General features: G+C 66.8%; 16 protein-coding genes. 2 read left to right on the top strand and 14 right to left on the bottom strand.

Features of this window, described 5'->3' with window-relative positions; translation table 11 throughout:
• Positions 1–42: 42 nt before the first annotated feature.
• Both VD964_RS01450 and VD964_RS01445 read right to left on the bottom strand, forming a co-directional pair.
• Entirely contained in the window at positions 43–747 is a 705-nt protein-coding gene (locus tag VD964_RS01450; protein ID WP_324864783.1) for an aspartate/glutamate racemase family protein, read from the bottom strand.
• Positions 748–851: 104 nt separating this feature from the next.
• Positions 852–1052 (bottom strand): hypothetical protein, encoded by a 201-nt coding sequence (locus VD964_RS01445; RefSeq protein ID WP_324864781.1) that lies wholly within the window; start codon positions 1050–1052, stop codon positions 852–854.
• 321 nt (positions 1053–1373) lie between these two features.
• Between VD964_RS01445 and VD964_RS01440 the strand changes: the two genes are divergently transcribed.
• Positions 1374–2924 carry a hypothetical protein gene (locus VD964_RS01440; RefSeq protein WP_324864998.1) on the top strand — a complete coding sequence of 517 codons (1551 nt, stop codon included), beginning with the start codon at positions 1374–1376 and terminating at the stop codon, positions 2922–2924.
• Positions 2925–2951: 27 nt separating this feature from the next.
• Here the strand turns inward: VD964_RS01440 and VD964_RS01435 are convergent, their stop codons facing one another.
• The 3 genes from VD964_RS01435 to VD964_RS01425 form a co-directional block, all read right to left on the bottom strand.
• Positions 2952–3695, bottom strand: a complete 744-nt coding sequence (locus VD964_RS01435) for a response regulator transcription factor (RefSeq protein ID WP_324864779.1) — start codon at positions 3693–3695, stop codon at positions 2952–2954.
• Between the two features lie 190 nt (positions 3696–3885).
• Entirely contained in the window at positions 3886–5208 is a 1323-nt protein-coding gene (locus VD964_RS01430) for a PAS domain-containing sensor histidine kinase (RefSeq protein WP_324864776.1), read from the bottom strand.
• A gap of 374 nt (positions 5209–5582) precedes the next feature.
• Positions 5583–6095 carry a ferritin-like domain-containing protein gene (locus VD964_RS01425; protein WP_324864774.1) on the bottom strand — a complete coding sequence of 171 codons (513 nt, stop codon included), beginning with the start codon at positions 6093–6095 and terminating at the stop codon, positions 5583–5585.
• A 313-nt stretch (positions 6096–6408) separates the two neighbouring features.
• Between VD964_RS01425 and VD964_RS01420 the strand changes: the two genes are divergently transcribed.
• Positions 6409–8718 (top strand): FdhF/YdeP family oxidoreductase, encoded by a 2310-nt coding sequence (locus VD964_RS01420; protein ID WP_324864772.1) that lies wholly within the window; start codon positions 6409–6411, stop codon positions 8716–8718.
• Between the two features lie 16 nt (positions 8719–8734).
• On the opposite strand, the gene VD964_RS01415 is transcribed toward VD964_RS01420, so the two are convergent.
• The 9 genes from VD964_RS01415 to atoS form a co-directional block, all read right to left on the bottom strand.
• Positions 8735–9586 (bottom strand): tellurite resistance TerB family protein, encoded by an 852-nt coding sequence (locus VD964_RS01415; protein ID WP_324864770.1) that lies wholly within the window; start codon positions 9584–9586, stop codon positions 8735–8737.
• A gap of 297 nt (positions 9587–9883) precedes the next feature.
• Positions 9884–11575: a methyl-accepting chemotaxis protein gene (locus tag VD964_RS01410; protein ID WP_324864768.1), complete on the bottom strand. Its 1692-nt coding sequence runs from the start codon at positions 11573–11575 to the stop codon at positions 9884–9886.
• Between the two features lie 50 nt (positions 11576–11625).
• Positions 11626–11841 (bottom strand): hypothetical protein, encoded by a 216-nt coding sequence (locus tag VD964_RS01405; protein WP_324864767.1) that lies wholly within the window; start codon positions 11839–11841, stop codon positions 11626–11628.
• A 98-nt stretch (positions 11842–11939) separates the two neighbouring features.
• On the bottom strand, positions 11940–13115 hold the full coding sequence (locus tag VD964_RS01400) for an acetyl-CoA C-acetyltransferase (RefSeq protein WP_324864765.1): 1176 nt from the start codon (positions 13113–13115) through the stop codon (positions 11940–11942).
• An 87-nt stretch (positions 13116–13202) separates the two neighbouring features.
• Complete coding sequence (locus VD964_RS01395; protein ID WP_324864763.1) at positions 13203–14576, bottom strand: TIGR00366 family protein; 1374 nt, start codon at positions 14574–14576, stop codon at positions 13203–13205.
• 106 nt (positions 14577–14682) lie between these two features.
• A complete protein-coding gene (locus tag VD964_RS01390; protein ID WP_324864761.1) occupies positions 14683–15339 on the bottom strand; it encodes a 3-oxoacid CoA-transferase subunit B in 657 nt (218 codons plus the stop codon).
• A complete protein-coding gene (locus tag VD964_RS01385; protein ID WP_324864759.1) occupies positions 15332–15994 on the bottom strand; it encodes a 3-oxoacid CoA-transferase subunit A in 663 nt (220 codons plus the stop codon). Before VD964_RS01385 ends, VD964_RS01390 begins: the two co-directional genes overlap by 8 nt.
• A 376-nt stretch (positions 15995–16370) precedes the next feature.
• On the bottom strand, positions 16371–17786 hold the full coding sequence (gene atoC, locus VD964_RS01380) for an acetoacetate metabolism transcriptional regulator AtoC (protein ID WP_324864757.1): 1416 nt from the start codon (positions 17784–17786) through the stop codon (positions 16371–16373).
• A complete protein-coding gene (gene atoS / locus VD964_RS01375; RefSeq protein WP_324864996.1) occupies positions 17783–19636 on the bottom strand; it encodes a two-component system sensor histidine kinase AtoS in 1854 nt (617 codons plus the stop codon). The genes atoC and atoS overlap by 4 nt, the downstream gene beginning before the upstream one ends.
• Positions 19637–19833: the final 197 nt, after the last annotated feature.

Below are 19833 nucleotides of genomic sequence, written 5' to 3'. Positions count from 1 at the left end.
ATACAGAACGGGTAGCCGCCCGAACGGCGGTGGATGCTGGCTTTACAGGTTGGAAAGCGCCAGATCCACCGCGGCCTCGGCGTGGATGGCCGTGGTGTCGTAGAGCGGCACCCGGCTGTCTTCCGGACGGACAAGAAGCATGATCTCCGTGCAGCCGAGGATCACCGCCTCCGCCCCACGCTCGACGAGGCGTGCGATCACGCCGCGGTAGGCCTCCCGCGATGCCTCCTCGATGCAGCCCTGGACCAGTTCGTCGTAGATCACCCGGTGCACGGTGGCGCGGTCCGCATCGTCAGGGACCAGGACCTCCAGCCCATGCTTCTGCACGAGGCGGCCCTTGTAGAAGTCCTGTTCCATCGTGAAGGCGGTGCCCAGCAGGCCGACGCGCCGCAGGCCGGCGGCGCGGATGCGCTCCGCTGTGGGGTCCGCGATGTGCAGCAACGGCAGGCCGATGGCCGCCTGCACCTGATCGGCCATGCGGTGCATGGTGTTGGTGCAGATGACGACGAAGTCGGCCCCTCCCCGCTCCAGCCGCCGGGCGGCGTCGATCATCAGGGCCGTCGCGTCGTCCCAGCGGCCGGCATGCTGGAGCGCCTCGACCTCGGCGAAGTCGAAGGACCACATCAGACAGCGAGCGGAGTGCAGCCCGCCCAAGCGGTCGCGAACCCGCTCGTTGATGATGCGGTAATATTCGGCCGAGCTTTCCCAGCTCATGCCCCCGATGAGGCCGATGACTTTCTGCGACACGCTGTTCCGCTCCGCAACCGACGACGTCACCGGACCTTGCCTGCGACGGAGGAGGCTTGCAACGGGCTGAAGGGTGGTCTTGCCGTACGCAACCGTCCCGGCGGTCAGTAGGCGCCCAGCGAACGGGCGATGGCGGTGAATTCCTCCGCCACCCAGCCTTCGCGCTCGATCAGGTATCCCATCAGCTGCTTCAGTGCCGCTTCGCAAGCCTCCGCACGCTCGGCCTCGGACAGGCCGGCGCCGGCCAGACGGGCGACGACGTCATCAACGACCTGTTGGGCCTTGCTGGAATCGGCTTGGCTCATGACGGGGAACAACCTGAGGGTGGTGTCGGCGATTTGCTGCGGGACCATGGGGGCGGCCTTCATGCTGGACGCGTTGCCTGCCCTGATAATGGGCTTACAACCACTGCGCGGGAAGGCGCGATTTAGCACTTAAATGAAATAAATTTAGGCAGCATTTGATACAAGTCGTTTCAGTGCCGCCCCACAGGTGCCGAACGGCCGCCACGTACACCGCGCGGCGCCGATCCGACACAGCTCGACAGAATATGTCACCACATATCAGTAGCAATAATCGCTGCTTGTACCTAAAATTGCGCCAATTCAGCAGCGCCCGTGAACGCCATGGCCGGCCGCCCCAACCGCAGCGCCTCCCTTCAGACCGTCCCGCTTCACGCTGCCGAACCCGATCCGGCGGCCGTGAGCCTCGACAAGGTCAAGGCGATCCTGGCCCCGCTCGACCGCGCGCAGAAATCCAAACTGTTCGAACTGGTGCAGGCCGGGCATCTGGAAGACGACCAGATGACGGTCGAGATCGGCCGCCTGATCGTCGCCATGCTGAACGGCCCGCGCACCGAACATGCCCGCCGCATCTGGACCGGCTGGTTCGATCCGGTGATGCTGCGCACCGATGCGCTGATGCTGGCGGAAACGCGGCCGCCCGGCTGCATGCATGTGGTCGATGCCAGCGCCTGGTGGTTCGCCCTGCTGCCGCACCTGCGCGAACTGGCCGGCCGGGTGCAAACCGACATCGCCGCGCGAGCCAGCGAGCATCCGCTCGATGCCGTCCTCGCCTCCCCCGCCGCTGCGGACTGGGCGGAGGAGCTTCGCGTCCGTTCCCTTGCGGTTCTGCGCCAGCGCGGCGGGGCCGGCACGCTGCTGGCGACAGCCAATGCCGAGCGGATCACCCTGCTGCGCAAGCGCGGCCTGGCCAGCGTGGCGCCGCTGTCGATGGGCGATCTGACCATGCTGGACGCGATGCTGGAGCACGCGCCGCTGTGGCGCGGCGCGGTGCGCCCGCGCGACACCATCGGCATCCTTCACGCCGTGTCGGAGATGGCGCAGCATGCCGGAACGCCGGATGGCGCCCTGTTCTACGCCCTGTCCCTGGTGAACGGGTCGCGCGATCCCGACCAGGCGCTGGCGCTCTACGGCCTGTTCCCGAACTCGCCCCTGGTGGAGGCGGCGGTGGGCCATGTCCAGTTCGCCTGGCAATGCCTGCGCCAGAAGCTGGAGGATCTCCATCTCGGCCGCGCTGCCCCGCCGCAGCTGACCGCGGGCGAGACGGTGGACCGACTGCAGGAACGGGCCTTCCGCTGGTACGACGCGCTGCAGAGTTTCGGGGTGGAGCGCGGCGGCCGGAACTGGGCCGCGGTGTCCGCCGCCGTCGGCCGCGTCACCGGTCTGGTGGAGGGAGAGGTGGTGCCGGTGCTGAGCCATCGCCTGCTGACCCTCAACGCCAGCGCGTCGGCCCGCCCGCTGATCGAACCGGTGCGCTTCATCAACGGCTTCAATCACCGGCTGCGCCGCCGCGGCATCGCCGCCTCGACCAACCCCTGGCTGACCGCCATCGGCGAGCATCTGGCCGGCCTGTTCCGCCAGATCGGCAGCTATGGGCGCGACGACGCGCTGTCCGCCATGGCCGAGCTGTGCGAGTTGGCGGAGGAGACCGGCTACCCCATCGAGATCACCGCCATCGACAAGACGCTGCTGGCCATCGTCGAGCGGGCGCTGCGCGACGGGCGCGAACTCAACGCCGGGGAAAGCCGGCTGATCGAGCGGGTGGTGACCGTCGCGACGGAAGAGCGGCGCAAATGCCGCTGGTGGGTGTCGGGCGAACTGGTCAGCCTGCTGGACGCCGCCCAACAGCGTGGGATCGGCCCCATCGCCTCATAAGGGCAGCGTCGTCAGGTACGGTGCGGATCAGGACTGCAGCTTGATTCCCGCCCGAACGGTGGCAAGCGCCAGCTGGGTGCGGTTGCGCACGCCCAGCCGCTGCATCACCGTGCGCAGATGCACCTTGATCGTCCCCTCCAGCACGCCCAGGGCACGGGCGATCTCCTTGTTCGACTGACCTTCCAGCAGCAGCCGCAGCACCTCGCGCTGGCGGTCGGTCAGGCCGTTGACGGCGTCGATCTCGGTCTTCACCGGCGCCGATGCGGCCATGGCGATGCGCACCGGTCGGCCGTCGCGCGCTCCCGGCGGCGCCGGGGCGAAGATGCCGCCGTCCAGCACGATGGGAAGCGCCTGGTCCAGCACCACCCCTTCACAGCCCTTGTGGACGAAGCCGCGGGCGCCGGCACGGATGCAGGACGCGATGACGGTGCCGTCGGTCGCCCCCGACACCACGATCAGCGGCACATCGCCCGCCGCCTCCAGCATATCGGCAAGGCCGCTGTGCTCGTCGCTGTCGCCCATCTGCAAGTCGTAGAGAATGGCGGTGAGGTCGCTTTCGGCCTTGACCTTGCGCATCGCCTCGGCCAGCGATCCCGCCTCCACGATCACGGCTCCCTCATAGCGCTGCCTCAGAGCCAGCGACAATCCGTATCGGACAAGGGCATGGTCGTCGACGATCAGGAATTTGAAGGGATCGTCGGACGGGACCCGGCGGTCGGACACCAGTTCCAGTTCCGCAGAGCCATGGACATGCTGTGCATGATGATCCACGTTTGTTCCCTTTCATTCATCCAAAATGCCGACACCCGCTGGACAACCGAGGGGCGTAGCAACCTCAGTGCCAACAGATGTACAGGATGGACCTTTCCTTCTGCGAACCTAAAGGTGCATAGGGATAGGAACTACTCAAACCGAAGGTGACAAGCCGAAGGAGGCAGTACCGGTTCCGGGCACTCTCGCTTCAGCTGGCCTGTCCTGCGCGTGACCGGCCACGGCTGGTACTGTGCTTCGGGGCAAGTGGAACAGTCACCGAAAAGACGGACCCCCGCCCAGGCCATGACCGCACACCGATCCGATGGTTCAACTGCTTGGCCAGCCGTGCCACGATCGCAAGGCCAAGCCCCACCCCGCGCGTCTGGTTCCGGTCGCGGTTGTCGAGCTGCCGGAACTCCTCGAAAATGGCCCTCAGGCTGTTCTCGGCGATGCCGGGGCCGGTATCCCAAACTTCGATGCGCAGGTGCCTGCCGCCTTCCGCAGCATGGCACTGGCGGCAACCCAGCAGAATACCGCCGGTGGTGGTGTATTTCAGCGCATTAGCGACGAGATTCCGCAGGATGCGCTCCAGAAGCTGGGCGTCGCTGGACACGGTCGCGGTGCAGGGCATCACACGCAACCGGAGCCCACGCATCTCCGCCTGAAGCATGAACTCGCCTTTGATGACGTCCAGCATGACTGCGATCGGCACCGGCTCGATCGTCGGATCCAGTGCACCGGCGTCGAGCCTCGCGGTATCCAGCATACCGTCCAGCAGGGTGCGGATTGAGACATGCGAAGCTAACAGCCCGCCGAGAATCGGACGTTCGGCTTCGCCTATACGATGGCGCAGCACATCCAGGAACAGCCCCATCGACATCACCGGCTGGCGCAGGTCGTGGCTGGCCGAGGCGAGCAGTTGAAGCTTGTCGGCGTCCGCGGCCCGCAAACGGCGAAGTTCCTCGTTGGAGCGGGCCAGATGCACATTGGTCACAGCCAATTCGCTTTGCTGCCGCCCGATCAGGTCATTCGCCTTGGTCAGGTGCCTTTCCAGCGTCTGGATGCGCGTCTGCGCCTGTTCCAGTTCATCCGAATCACGCCGGAGAACGGCGTGCGAAGGGTTCTCCTTCAGGTGTTCGGCAACACAGATGAAATGCTCGGTCTCACCCGTCGGCCCGATCAGCGGGGTGATGACCAGGGCACACAGATAATCGGTACCGTCCTTGCGGCGGTTGGTCAGCGTGGCGCGGCAGAAATCACTTTCGTGCAAGTCGCGCCTGATCGTCGCCACCACCCCCCGATCGGTGCGGGAGCATTGCAAAAGGCGAGGCGACCGGCCGATCACCTCGTCTGCCCGGTAGCCTGTAAGGCGGGTGAAAGCGCGGTTCACGTAGCGGATGGTGGGACCGGGTGCCGTCAGTTCGCAGTCCGTCACGATGACCGCATGGTCGAGCCGATCCCAGATCGGCTGGACGATCAACGGCTTAGCTTTCACAGCACGGCCGGCCTTCAGTCCATGCGTGTCCGACATGCCACCACGCTCCTTCCGAACCGATGTCGGTCGACGGTGCACCAGGCGTTCAGCTTAAGCCAACGTATATTGAAATATCCAAACCATTCATGTGAACTAAAGTTTCTACGTTGATCCGGCGGCCATGCCGGTCCATCGCCTCCACCCCATCGGTTCGGCGGGAGCCTGGGTTTTCAGAATGACACGGAGCAGACGGCGTAGCAGTTGCACCGGCAGGCCGATGTCGAGGTCCAGGAACAACTCGCCCGTCACCTCCTCCTTCCGCAGTCCGGAAATCTCCTATGGGCCGACCTGAGAACTCACGAGCACGGCGTGGCCGGGAATCGAAACGCCGGGAGCCGGGCCGCATTGCCCGGCCCCCGGCACCCGGCTGGTCAGCGCTTGGCTTCGGCGGGCGCCCCGGCTTCCTGGCGCGTCAGGAAGGTTTCGGTGACCTGCGGCAGGCGCTGCTCCAGCCAGGAGGCCATCTCGATCTCCTCGTCCAGGCTCTGCTGCAGCGTGCGGGCGATCTCCGGCTCGCCGGCCCGGTTGGCGGCGGCGATCAAGGCGCGGTAGTTGGCGATCTCGAAATGCTCGAAGGCATAGTTGAAGATGCCGGCCTTCACGATCTCGTCGTCGGCGAACACGCCCGACAGCGACTGCGCATTGCCGATCAGCATGCCGACGCCGGTCTTGATCGAGGAGGTGCTGCTGCCGAGCGACTGCAGGCACTGGCTCAGGCGTTCCGCCTGACGGTTGGAAACGTCGATATGCTCCTGGGCCTTCGCCAGCATCTCCGGATAGTTCTTGATGCGGTCGACCTGACGCTCAAGCATCTCGACCGCCTGGCTTTCCATGGCGTGGGCGTCGCGCAGCCACGCGATCAGGTTGTCTTTGGCGTTGGGCATGAATGGTTCTCCACTGACCTGAGGATTCTATTCCGGGGGTTCTTCCCTGGAGGCCACCGCGACCATTGCGGGGGCCTGTCCCCCTTGCCAACAGGACCGGACCGGCTCCATTGCGCCCGGTCCCTGCTCAACGGGGAGGATATGCCATCAGGGTAGCGTGGGCTTCGGGGTGCGGAGGCTCCGTCCGTCCGGCGGCACTGCGGAACCTGTCGTCACCCGTCCGGTTGGACTTAACCGGGAGGCCGGCGGCCACGCCGCCCCAAAGATCATGCCCGGCCTGACCTTAAGACCAATCCGCTGAAAGACCCGCGCCATGAGCATCGACGGACTGTCGGACGACGAGAACACCCCGCATTACGACAAGCCCGCCGGCGGCTGGGGCTCGGTCGGCTCCATGGCCCGGATCATGGGGGAGGAGCGGCCGACCCCCGCCGTGCTCGACACGCTGCGCCGGCAGAACAAGCCCGGCGGCTTCATGTGCGTATCCTGCGCCTGGGGCAAGCCGGCCGAACCGCACACCTTCGAGTTCTGCGAGAACGGCGCCAAGGCGACGATCTGGGAGCTGACCAGCCGGCGCTGCACGCCCGACTTCTTCGCCCAACATTCGGTCAGCGAACTCAAGGGCTGGAAGGATCACGACCTGGAGCAGCAGGGACGGCTGACCCATCCCATGCGCTACGACCGCGCCACCGACCGCTATGTGCCCTGCAGCTGGGAGGAAGCCTTCGCCGCCATCGGTGCGGAACTGCGCGCCCTCGATCCGGAGCAGGCGGTCTTCTACGCCTCCGGCCGCGCAAGCCTGGAGACCTCCTACCTCTATGCGCTGTTCGCGCGGCTGTACGGGCACAACAACCTGCCCGACAGCTCCAACATGTGCCACGAGACGACCTCTGTCGGCCTGAAGAAGGTGATCGGATCGCCGGTCGGCACCTGCGTGCTGGACGATTTCGACAGCTGCAACGCCATCTTCTTCTTCGGCCAGAACACCGGCTCCAACAGCCCGCGCCTTCTCCACCCGCTGCAGCAGGCGGTCAAGCGCGGCGCGAAGATCGTCACCTTCAACCCCGTGCGGGAAAAGGGGCTGGAGAGCTTCCGCAATCCGCAGAGCCCGCTGGAGATGCTGACCGGCAAGGACACGCAAATCTCGACGCTCTATTTCCAGGTCAAGGCCGGCGGCGACATCGCCGCGATCATCGGCCTGATCAAGCATGTGCTGGCCGCCGAGGATGCGCGCTGGTCCAGCCAGAAGCGGCATGTCGTCGACCCGGACTTCATCGCGCAGCACACCGTCGGCTTCGACGAGATGAAGGCGCGGGTGGAGGCCGTCGGCTGGGACGAGATCGAACGGGAATCCGGCCTGACACGCGAAGACCTGAAGCAGGCCGCCGACATCTACATCGAGGCCGACCGCTCCATCGCCATGTACGGCATGGGCCTGACCCAGCATGTGCGCGGCTCCGAAACGCTCGCCGCACTGGTGAACCTGTGGCTGCTGAAGGGCAACATCGGGCGCGACGGCACCGGCGTCTCGCCGGTCCGCGGCCATTCCAACGTCCAGGGTCAGCGCACCGTCGGCATCTCCGAAAAGCCGGAACTGGTGCCGCTCGACCGGCTGGCCGGACAGTTCGGCTTCGAGCCGCCGCGCAAGGAGGGGCTGAACACCGTCAAGGCCTGCGAGAAGATCCTGTCGGGCGAGGTCAAGGCCTTCATCGGGCTGGGCGGCAACTTCGTCCGCGCCATTCCGGAACGCGACCGGATGGAAGCGGCATGGCCCCGCATGCGCCTGACCGTCCAGATCGCGACCAAGCTGAACCGCAGCCACCTGATCAACGGCGAGGTCGCCTTCCTGCTGCCCTGCCTCGGCCGCTCGGAAGAGGATTTGCAGGAAAGCGGCGCCCAGGCGGTGACGATGGAGGACAGCCTGAGCTGCATCCACGGCTCGCTCGGCAACAACACGCCGGCCAGCCCCGACCTGAAATCGGAGGTCGCCATCGTCGCCGGCATGGCCAAGGCGACCCTGCCGCCGAACCCGAAGGTGAAATGGGACGAATGGGTGGCCGACTATCGCCGCATCCGCGCCCTGATCGAAGAAACCTATCCCCAGGAATTCCACCGCTTCAACGAACGGGTCTTCACGCCAGGCGGCTTCTACCGCGGCAATCCCGCGCGCGAACGGATCTGGAAAACCCCGTCGGGCAAGGCCCACTTCACCCCGCCGGGGCACCTGCGCGCGATCGGGTTCGAAGATGCGCCGGGCCGCTTCCGGCTGATCACCATGCGCTCCAACGACCAGTTCAACACCACGATCTACGGCTATTCCGACCGGCTGCGCGGGATCGAGGGCACGCGCGACGTGCTGCTGATGAACCCGGCCGACATCGCCGCGGCCGGTCTGTCGGAGGGGCAGGTGGTCGGGCTTGTCGGCGATGCCGGCGACGGCGTCGACCGCCGGGTCGACGGGCTGACGGTCACGCCCTTCCTGCTGCCGCGCGGCTGCATCGGCTCCTATTATCCGGAAATGAACCCGCTGATCCCGCTCTGGTACCATGACGAGGCCTCGGAGACCCCCGCCGCCAAGGGCGTTCCGGTTCGCATCGTCACCGACCCGCCGGCACGCCCCTGACCGGACAAGCGCTGGTTCAAACCATCGAGTCCAGCTCCCGGCGCCGGGAGTCCGACAGGCCGAGGCGGGCGGCGAGGTAGGCCAGATACTGGCGGTCGACCTCGCTGCCGCCGCGCACCGCCAGTTCGGAAGCGAGATAGACCTGCTCCGCCGTGTCGGGATCGCGTACCTCGCGGACGATGTCGTCCATCGGGCGCGGGGACCGCAACTCCGCCTCGACGATCCGCCGGTCCTCCAGATCGGCCTGGGCGGCGTCCAGGCTGTCGAGGATGCGGCGCTGCTCATCGGGCGATATCCGGCCATCCGCATTCGCCGCGGCGATCATGGCGCGGATCAGCAGAAGCGCCTTGGCATCGCCAAGATCGGGTTCCGGCGTACCGCCGCGCAGCACCCCGGCCAGACGATCGCCGAGACCACCGGCCGCACCGCCGCCCAAGACGCTGCCGCCCATGGCACCGCCCCCTATGGCACCGCCAAACATCCCACCCAACCCCAACCGGCCGAGGATACCCCCCAGCGGACCGCTGGCAGCGGGAGGAGGAGGCCGCGATCCGGTCGGCGCCGGCTTCTGGCTGTCCTGATAAGCGCGGTAAGCGAGATAAGCCAGCGAGGCGAGCCCCGCCTTCTGAAGCAGCCCCGAACCATGGCCGCCCGCCAATCCGCCGGCCAGCCCGCCCATCCCTGCGGCCGGTCCATGGGCAATTCCATGCGGACCACCATAGCCGTGGCCGTAGAAGTGCTTCTTTTTCTTCTTGCCCTTCTTGCCGAGGAGCAGAGGCATCGCAGCGGCAAAGGCCGGCCCCCGGCCCGTGCGGCCGGCAAGCCCGTTGGCCAGGATGACGCCGAGGACTTTGCTCAGATTGCTCATCGTTCCCTTCCTCGTTGGGGTTCAAGGGCTGACGCAGGAAAGACCAAGCCCGACCAAGGCCGGGAGCTCCTTAGTGGGAGCCCCTGATCGGAAGCCCCTGGCCGGGAGCCGTAGACATGGGGTCGTTCCAGGCCATTGAAACCCGCAACGTCTCAAGAATGACGAGTTCCTCCATCCAGGGCGGCCCGCCCGCTCGCAAGACAGCGCCACAATCGGCAAGATTGCGGGGGCAGGATTGGGCCTTTGCCGAACGGGGCCTCCCTAACGGACAGGCTTCAGGTCGAGGGGTGCCTCATGTCAGGCCGCGCGGATCTCCGCCAGAAATGCCTCGAGTTCATGCTTCAGCAAGTCAGCGTCGGCAGCCAAGGCGTCGGCCGACTGCATGACCTGCCTGGCGGCTATTCCGCTCTCCTGCTCAGCCTTTCGGATGTCGACCACGCTGCGTGAAACGTCATTGGTTCCGACCGCCGCCTGCTGAGCATTGCAGCTGATTTCGTCGGTTGCCGCACTTTGCTGCCCGACCGAGGCCGCCATCTCGGCGGCCGATTGGTCGATGTGCTGGATTTGGCCGATGATCGCGCGCATCCCTTCCACTGTCCGGTCGGACGCGGCTTTCACGGTGCTGATCTGCTGCCCGATCTGCTCGGTCATCGCATGCGTCTGGCTGGCCAGATTCTTGACTTCGCTCGCGACGACGGCAAAGCCTTTGCCGGCCTCACCGGCGCGCGCTGCCTCGATGGTGGCGTTCAGCGCCAGCAGATTGGTCTGCGAGGCGACCGCATTGATGGATGCGACGACCTGGTCCACCTGCTCGATGGCGGTCGACAATGCGTCCATATGACTGCGGGCCTGCTCCGCCCGTTCGGCGGTCGTCTTCGACCGCTGGGCCGCCTGCGCCACCCGTCCCGACAGATCGCGGATCGCCGTCGACATCTCCTCGGCGGCGGATGCGACGGCCTGGACATTGACCGACGCCTGTTCGGAGGCCGAAGCCACCGACGTGCACTCCTGCTCGGCCTTCTGGACCGCCATGGACAGGTGCGATGCAGTTTCCTGAAAGCCCTTGGCGGACTGGCCGAGCTGGTCGACGATGCGGCCGACCCGGCTCTCGAACCGGCTCGCCAGATCGAACACCGCTTCCCGCTTTTCCGCGGACGCCTGGGCGGCGACGCTGCGGCGCTCCTGCTCCATCTGCCGGTTGCGCAGGATGTTCTCCTTGAAGACCTCGAGCGTGCGCGCCATGCCGCCGATCTCATCCCGCCGCCCGCGTTCCGGCACCTCGGCATCCAGATCCTGCTCCGCCAGCCGCAGCATGACCCCATGCACGCGCGACAGCGGGCGCGTCACGCTGCGCGCGACCGCCCAACCCAGCAGCAGGGCCAGCGCCGACAGCCCGGCGACCACCAGTCCGAACACGGTCATCATGCCGAGGAAGGCGGAGCGCAGGTCGTCGGTGTAGACGCCGGTGCCGATGACCCAGTCCCACGGCTTGAAATGGATCGAATAGGCCAGCTTTTCGTAGGTCGGCCCCTTCGGATCGTTGGGCCGCGGCCATTCGTAGGTCACGAATTCCGGAACCGGCGTCAGGGCGCCGCGCACCGCCTCGCGAATGACATAGACGCCGTTGCGGTCGCGGATTTCGGCACCGCTCTTGCCGATCAGCGCCGGGTTGGCATGCATGACGTTGATGATCTGCGAGGTCCAGATCCACAGATACTCTCCGTCGGCATAGCGCATGGCGCCGATCGCCGTCCTCGCGCGCTCCTTGGCGTCCTCCTCGCTCATCACGCCGTCCTGCGCCAGCTTATGGAAGCGGGCGGCGATGCTGCCGCCGCTCTCGGCGATGAAGCGGACGCTGTTCATCCGCTGCTCGACCAGCGCACGGTTGACGAAATGGCCGCCGACCGCCGCCACCAGTCCGGCGGCGATGATCGACAGCGAGGCGAGAAATCCGATGCGCCACCGCAACGGCAGCTCCGACAAACGCATGATTTGAGTCTTCCCTCTTTCCGGCCTGCTCCAGCGGGGCCGAACCGACGTTACGAGCCGCGGCCTGCGCCAACGATTGTGCTGGTGACCGCTTCGACGGTGCCATGGTCCGCCGAATGGACCCGGTTCACCTCGTTGAACGCGGCGATCCGGGCATGGCTGACATGGCTGAACTGTTCCGCCGCCCGCAGGGCGAGGGCCCGCCCGTCGGGGGCGTCGGCGACCGCGATGCGCAGGGTGACGGACACCTCGACAATCTCTGCCATACTACCATCCTGCAACAGGGTACAAATGGTCGCGGAGCCGCCACCATGCTGGTGGGATCGGCGGCGGCTCCGCCTCTTGCCGGGGTCGATCTCTTGGATCAGCCGCGCTCGACGCAGAGGGCGACGCCCATGCCGCCGCCGATGCAAAGGGTGGCGAGACCCTTGCGGGCATCACGCCGGGCCATCTCATGCAGCAGGCTGACCAGGATGCGCGCGCCCGAGGCGCCGATGGGATGGCCGAGCGCGATGGCGCCGCCATTGACGTTCACCCGCGCCTCGTCCCAGCCCATCCCGGCATTGACCGCCAGAGCCTGCGCCGCGAAGGCCTCGTTCGCCTCGATCAGGTCGAGCTCGTCCACCGACCAGCCGGCCTTCTGCAGAGCCAATTTCGAGGCCGGGATCGGCCCGGTGCCCATGATGGCCGGATCGACGCCCGCCGTCGCCCAGGAGGCGATGCGCGCCAGCGGCGTCACCCCGCGCCGCTTGGCATTCTCCGCCGTCATCAGCACCAACGCCGCCGCCCCGTCATTGAGGCCGGAGGCGTTGCCGGCGGTCACCGTGCCGTCCTTGGCGAAGGCCGGGCGCAGCTTGGCCAGCGCCTCCAGCGTCGTGCCGTGCTTGGGATACTCGTCGCTGTCCACCACGGTGTCGCCCTTGCGGCCCTTGATGGTGACCGGCACGATCTCGTCCCGGAAGCGGCCGGCCTTCTGCGCCGCTTCCGCCTTCTGCTGCGAGGCCAGCGCGAACAGGTCCTGCCGCTCGCGGCTGAGATCGCAGGCGCGGGCGACATTCTCGGCGGTGGTTCCCATGTGGTAGCCGTGGAAAGCCTCCCACAGCCCGTCCCTGATCATGCTGTCGAGCATCTCGGCCGTGCCCATCTTGGTGCCGTTGCGCAGATGCATGACGTGGGGCGACAGGCTCATGTTCTCCTGGCCGCCGACCACCATCACCTCGGCGTCGCCGCAGCGGATCGCCTGCCAGCCGAGCGCTACGGAGCGCAGGCCCGAGCCGCAGACCTGATTGATGCCGAAAGCGGTCTTCTCGACCGGAATGCCGGCCTTGACCGCAGCCTGGCGGGCGGGGTTCTGGCCCTGGCCGGCGGTCAGCACCTGGCCCAGGATCACCTCGCTCACCTCGGCGGCGTCGGTGTGGGCGCGCGACAGCGCCTCGCGGATCGCGGCGGCGCCGAGCTCATGGGCGGGGACGGCGGCCAGCGCGCCGTTGAAGCTGCCGATGGCGGTGCGGACCGCGCTGGCGATGACGATCTCGGTCATGGAGGACTCCTCCGGAACATTGTGTCTTGCAGGAAGGAAGGCCGCCGCGTCCGTTCGGGAGCGCGGCGGCCGGTTGGTCGCAAAGGGTCAGAAGTAAAGGCCGATCAGGAAGATGGGCAGGGTGATGACCAGCGCCGTCGCGCAGTAACCCATGATGTCGCGCACCCCCAGCCCGGCGATGGCGAGCGCCGGCAGCGCCCAGAAGGGCTGGGCCATGTTCATCCACTCCTCGCCATAGGCGATGGCCATGGCGGCCTTGCCGAGATCGACGCCGAGCTGCTGGGCCGCCGGCATGATGAAGGGACCCTGCACCACCCAGTGGCCGCCGCCCGACGGGACGGCGAAGTTGATCAGGCCCGACGACAGGAATGCCAGGACCGGGAAGGTCTCCTTGTTGGCGATGTCGACGAACAGGTTGGTGATCAGACCGCCCAGGCCGGAATGCTCCATCATGATCTGGATGCCGGCATAGAAGGGGAACTGCACCATGATGCCGGCGGTGCCGCGGGCGGCGTTGGCGACGGCGCGAGCATAGGCCATCGGCGTGCCGTGCAGGATCAGGCCGGCCACCAGCATGATCAGGTTGACCGTGTTGATGTTGAGGTCGAAGCCCTTGGCCTGGAAGTGCAGGAACAGGTAGCCGATGCCGAGCGCCGCGACGACGAAGCCGAGGATGCGGCTCTCCTCCAGCTTTTCGGCCGGGCTGGCGTCGGGGCCGAGCACGCGCTTGGTCGAGGGTTCCGGCTTCAGCAGGGCCGGGTCGACCGCCACCACCTCATGCGGCTTCGGGTGCATCATCCAGCAGATCAGCGGCAGGACGACGATCAGCGCCAACGTGATGCCGACATTGTAGGTGGTGAAGATGGTGTCGGCGATCGGGATCAGGCCGACCGTCTTCTCCATCGGGTTGCCCTTGGTCGCGGCGACCAGCGGCACCGAGGCGGAGAAGCCGCCATGCCACGTCATGAAGCCGATATAGGCCGACGCGATCAGCAGACGGTAGTCCGATTTCGGGATGCGGCGCGCCACCTCGCGGGCGAACATGGCGCCGACGACGAGGCCGAAGCCCCAGTTGACGACGTTGGTGACGGCGGCGGCGAAGCAGACCAGCATGACGCCCTGGGCCGGCGTCCTGGCGATGGAGGCCACCCGGCCCATCACGTTGCGCACCGGCTCGGAACTGGCCAGCGCATGGCCGGTGACCAGCACCAGCGCCATCTGCATCGAGAAGGCCAGCAGGTTCCAGAATCCGTTGCCCCACATGCGCACCAGATCGACCGGCCCGCTCGGCGTCAGCCACCAGGCGAAGCCGAAGGTCAGCACGGTCAGGATGATGGCGAAGATCAGTGGGTCGGGCAGATAGCGGCTGACCAGCCAGGTCAGGGCGCGGGAAATCGGCGTGATCGGGTTGAAGCGGACGCTGGCGTCCGGCGCCGGCGGGGGGGCTGTGGTGACGCTCATGGTGGGTCTCCGGCACGAGGGGGGCGTTCCCGCGCCACCGGGCACGACGGCCGGGCGGCGCGGGGACAGCGGCTCCCCAATGCTCACGATGCTTGGATGGCGACGGTCAGGCTGCGACCGGCATGGTTGGTACGGCGGACGGGACGATCAGCTCGGCGCCGGTCTGGGCCAGCACCTCGGCGACCGCGACGCCGGGAGCGACCTCCCGCAGCACCAGCCCCTTGTCCGTCGGCTCGATCACCGCCAGTTCGGTGACGATCAGGTCGACCCGCCGCACCGAGGTCAGCGGCAGCTCGCAACGCTTGACGATCTTGGGCGTGCCCTTGGCGCTGTGCTGCATGGCGACGATCACCCGCTTGGCGCCGGAGACCAGATCCATCGCACCGCCCATGCCGGGAACCATCTTGCCGGGCACCATCCAGTTGGCGAGCCGGCCCTCCTCGTCGATCTGCAGGCCGCCCAGCACGGTCACGTCCAGATGCCCGCCGCGGATCAGCCCGAAGGACATCGCGCTGTCGAAGGAGGCGGCCCCCGGAACGGCGCCGATCGGGCTGCCGCCGGCATCGCTAAGATCCTCGTTCTCCGCCCCCGGCTCGGGCACCGGTGCCATGCCGATGATCCCATTCTCCGACTGGAAGAAGACGTTGACGCCGGCCGGCAGATGGGCGGCGACCATAGTGGGCAGGCCGATGCCGAGATTCACCAGGTTGCCCGGCCGCAGTTCCAGCGCGACGCGCTTGGCGATCAGGGTTTTCTCATCCATGGCGATGCTCCTTGGCGACCAGGCAGTCGACCAGCACATTCGGGGTGACGACGCTGTCGGGCGGAATGACGCCCACCGGCACGATGTCCTCGGCCTCGACGATCACCGTTCCGGCGGCCATCGCCATCAGCGGATTGAAGTTGCGCGCGGTCAGCGCGTATTCGAGATTCCCCAGGTAATCGGCCCGCTTGGCGGCGATCAGGGCAAAGTCGGCCTTCAGCGCGGTTTCCAGCAGATAAACGGTGCCGTCCAGCTCGATGCGCTGCTTGCCCTCCTCCACCACCGTGCCGACGCCGGTCGGGGTCAGCACGCCGCCGAGGCCGAAGCCGCCGGCCCGCACCCGCTCGGCCAGCGTACCCTGCGGCACCAACTCCACCTCCGTCTCCCCGGCGATCATCTGGCGCTGGGTTTCGGGGTTGGTGCCGATGTGGCTGGCGATCACCTTGCGCACCGCCTTGGCGGCAATCAGCCGACCGATTCCCACGGCGGGTCGGGCGGTGTCGTTGGCGATCACGGTCAGGCCGCGCTTGTTCTGGCGCAGCAACTCGTCGATCAGGTGGGGCGGCGTGCCGACTCCCATGAACCCGCCGATCATCAAAACCGCGCCATCGGGAATCATGGCGACGGTGTCTTCCAGCTTTCGCACTTTACTCATTCGACGTCTCCCTTGGACGTCGGGGCGCAGCAGGGCATTCCCGCCGCGACCCCGCGGGCGCGGAGCCCGCTCCCCGGTCCGAAGCGGGACCGGAAAGACGAACCGCACGCTCATTCTTGGTTTCATAGCGCTGCGATCGGAAGGCCTGCGACCCCCACGCCGTTGCATGGGATGGTCGGGGCCAACCGGCATACCCACATATTTGCAATGGATGTGCCAGCCTGCGGGGCCATCGCCGATAGCGTGGAATCCAAGACCTCGGGCCACGGAGCGGGTCAGGCAGCGTGCGGAATCGTTGAGAACCGGCGCCATCGGGTGCGCAACTTTGTGCGTGCTGCGCAAAATTTTGCGCAGCGATGACGGAGCCCTGCCCTGTTCAGGAAATGGCGTATTCCTGGAGCTTGTAGAGCAGCGAACGACGGCTGATCCCAAGCTCCAGCGCGGTCTTCATGCGGTTGCCGTCGTTGCGGGCCAGCGCCTCGGCCACCACGCGCGCTTCGAAGCGGCTGACCTGTTCGCGCAGGGCACCACCGCCGGCAACGGACGCTGAGGCCTCGATCCCGGCCACGGGATCGGCATCGTCCACACGGCCGGCGATCTGTTCCGGAAGATCCTCCGCGACGATCATCGCGCCGGTGCTCATCACCACGGCACGTTCCATGGCATTGGACAGCTCGCGGATGTTGCCCGGCCAACGGTAGGCCAGCAGGCGCTCCATCGCCTGCTCGTCGATGCCGCCGACCTCGATCCGGTTCTCGGCGGCGAAGCGCTGCAGGAAGTGGGTGGCGAGCAGGCGGATATCCTCCGGCCGCTCGCGCAACGGCACCGTCTTCAGCGTCACGACGTTCAGACGGAAATAGAGATCCTGCCGGAACAGCCCCTGCCGGACCATCTCCTCCAGATTCCGGTTGGTGGCGACGACGACGCGCACGTCCGTGCGCACCAACTCGGTTCCGCCGACCCGCTCGAACTCGCGCTCCTGCAGGACGCGCAGCAGCTTCACCTGCAGGCTGGGAGAAATGTCGCCGATCTCGTCGAGGAACAGGGTGCCGTGCTCGGCCTGTTCGAACCGGCCGCGGCGGCGTGCCTGCGCACCGGTGAAGGCGCCCTTCTCATGGCCGAAGAACTCGCTTTCCAGCAGCCCTTCCGGCACCGCGGCGCAGTTGACCTTGACGAAGGGTCCGGCATTGCGCGGGCTGTTGTAGTGGATGGCCGCCGCCACCAGTTCCTTGCCGGTGCCGCTCTCGCCGGTCACCAGCACGGTCGCGTTGCTCTTGGCGACCTTGGCGATGGTCTGCAGAAGCTCGCTCATGCGCGGACTGGCGGTCAGGATGCGGTCGGTGTGATAGCTGCTGGACAGCTCGCGGTGCAGGGTCGCGATGTCGTCGCGCATCCGGCGCATCTGCAACGCCCGCCCGACCTGCAGCTGGATCTCCGCGATGTCGAAGGGCTTGATGACGTAGTCGAAGGCACCGTCCTTGATCGCCTGGACCGCCGATCCGACCTCGGCGAAGGCAGTCATCAGAATCACCGCGGTGGAGCGGTCGAGCTTCCGGATCTCCGCCAGCGCCTGCAGCCCGGTCATCCGCGGCATGCGGACATCCATCAGCACCACGGCATGCCGTTGCGCCGCGAAGGCGGCGACGGCCTCCACGCCGTCGGCGGCGGTGGTCACCGACAGCCCGTCACGCGACAGAACCGCCGCGAGCATCTCGCGGATCGCCTCATCGTCATCCACCACCAGGACGGCAGGCGCCGGCGTGGTCTGCACGGTCGGAAACGGGGTCGTCATACGTCAACCGTTTGGCTGTGAACGAAGGGAATCCGCAAGGTCACCGTGGTGCCGGCCCCCGGCACGCTGGCAATGGCGATGGTTCCGTGGTGAGCATCCACGATCCGATGTGCCATCGCCAGCCCCAGTCCGGTCCCCTGGGGTTTGGTCGAGAAGAAGGGATCGAACACCTTGTCGAGGTTTTCCGGCGCGATCCCGTCGCCGTCATCGGCCACTGTGACGACGGCCTCTCCCCGGTCCTGAGTCACGGCCGCCGTGGCGATGGTGATTTCCCCGGTCTCGGAGGTCGCCTGGATCGCGTTGATGATCAGGTTGAGCATGACCTGCTTCAGCGCCTCGCCATCGGCTTCGACCAGAGGCAGGTCGGGGGAAAGATGCAGGGCGATGCGCGCGTTTGACTTGCGCCCCGCCAGCAGCGACACCTCGCGAATGAGATCGTTCAGTTGCACCGGGTGGAAGGCCGGCGGGCGGGGCCGGCCGAACTCCAGCAATTCGGTGACGAGGCGGTTCAGGCTGTCGACCTGTCGCACGATCAGCGGGGCATAGCGCTGCCATTCCGCGACATCGTCCGAGCTTTCGAGGAACTGCATGAAGCCGCGGATCGAGGTCAAAGGATTGCGCACCTCATGGGCGAGACCGGCGACCAGTTCGCCGAGCGCGGCCAACCGGTCGGCGCGCATGATCTGGGTGCGGAGCCGCTGCTGCTCGGTCAGATCCCTCAGCACCACGACCGCGCCGATCGCATCCCCGCGGCTGTTGCGCAGAAGGCTGCTCGACACCGTGAGATGAAGCGTCTGCCTGGTCCCCGGAAAATCCAGCGTCACGCCGACATGGTGCCGGCCGGTCTTCAGCGTGTCGAGCAGCGGGCTGGCGAAACGGCCCTCCGGTTTGAACAGCGATTCGTAGGGCCGGCCGATCACGTCGGCCGCCGTGATCCCCAGCATCGCTTCGGCCGCCGGGTTCAACGCGGTGACCTGTCCGGCCCAATCGACGGCGATCACGCCGTCGGCGATGCTGTGCAGGATGTTCTCGGTCAGCGATCTGGCGTCCAGCAGGGCACGGGCCATGGCGTTGACCTCGACCGCGATGGCGCCGACTTCGCCCGGCGGCGGTTGGATCGGCTCTCCAAGATCGCTGCGCATGCGGAGCAAGCCGTCGATAATCTGCCTGATGTCGCGGCCGACCCCGCGCGCCAGCAGTTGCGTCAGCGCAAGTCCGAGCAGGATCCCCCCGATGCTGACCGTCAGAACCGCACGGTCCATGGCCGCCGTTTGCCGCTCCACATCATCGGAAAGCTCATTGGCCCAGATATAGCCGATCACGGCACCGTCACGGACGATGGGCAGCATCGCATTCATGATGAAGCCGCGCACCTGCCGACCGCTTTCGACCGATTGCTTCCCGCCTTCCAGCACATGCCAGCCCGGATGCTCCGGCGGTATGCTGGCGCCGACCGTCGCGGCGTAATCCCGGCTGGGTCCATAGGTGATGATGGCGTTGAGCGCCCTGCTGTAATAGCCGACACCCACGCCCGGGTTCGCCTCGGCGATCATGTCGGTGAAGGGAGTCAAACGACGTGAGAGCGCCCGGACGGCAGCGCTCCGGTCGCTGGTTTCGACGCCCATATCGGCCAGAAGAGGATCGAAGCCGGGACCGAGATGCACGTCAAGCAGGCGCGTCAGACCGAAGAGCTTTTCCGACTTTTCGTGAACCAGCGCCTGCCGCCCTTCCCGTTCCAACAGGTAGCCGGTCAGCGAAATGGGCAGAACCACCACGGCAAGGGAAAACAGGAGCAACTTGCCGCGCAGGGTGCTTGGCAGAGAATGGCTTATCCAGTCCAGGGGCCGCATGACGCCCACTCCTTTCGACCGGGCGAGGTCTTACTCCCGTCCGTCATCGCGGCCATAGCAGAATTGCGGCAGGTGAGGAAAGGAGGAACGCCGCTCTTGAGCCGCGATTGCAAACCGGCCCGACGATACCGGCCACTTCCGTGCAACGGTGGCTCCTGCGAAAAACACTGTTTCGGCGCGGGGGCATTTTGGGCAGG

The sequence above is a fragment of the Azospirillum sp. genome (assembly GCF_035628975.1).
Taxonomy (GTDB): Bacteria; Pseudomonadota; Alphaproteobacteria; order Azospirillales; family Azospirillaceae; genus Azospirillum.
Note: the sequence above shows the minus strand (reverse complement) of the source record. Positions and strands in the feature narration are given on the sequence as shown.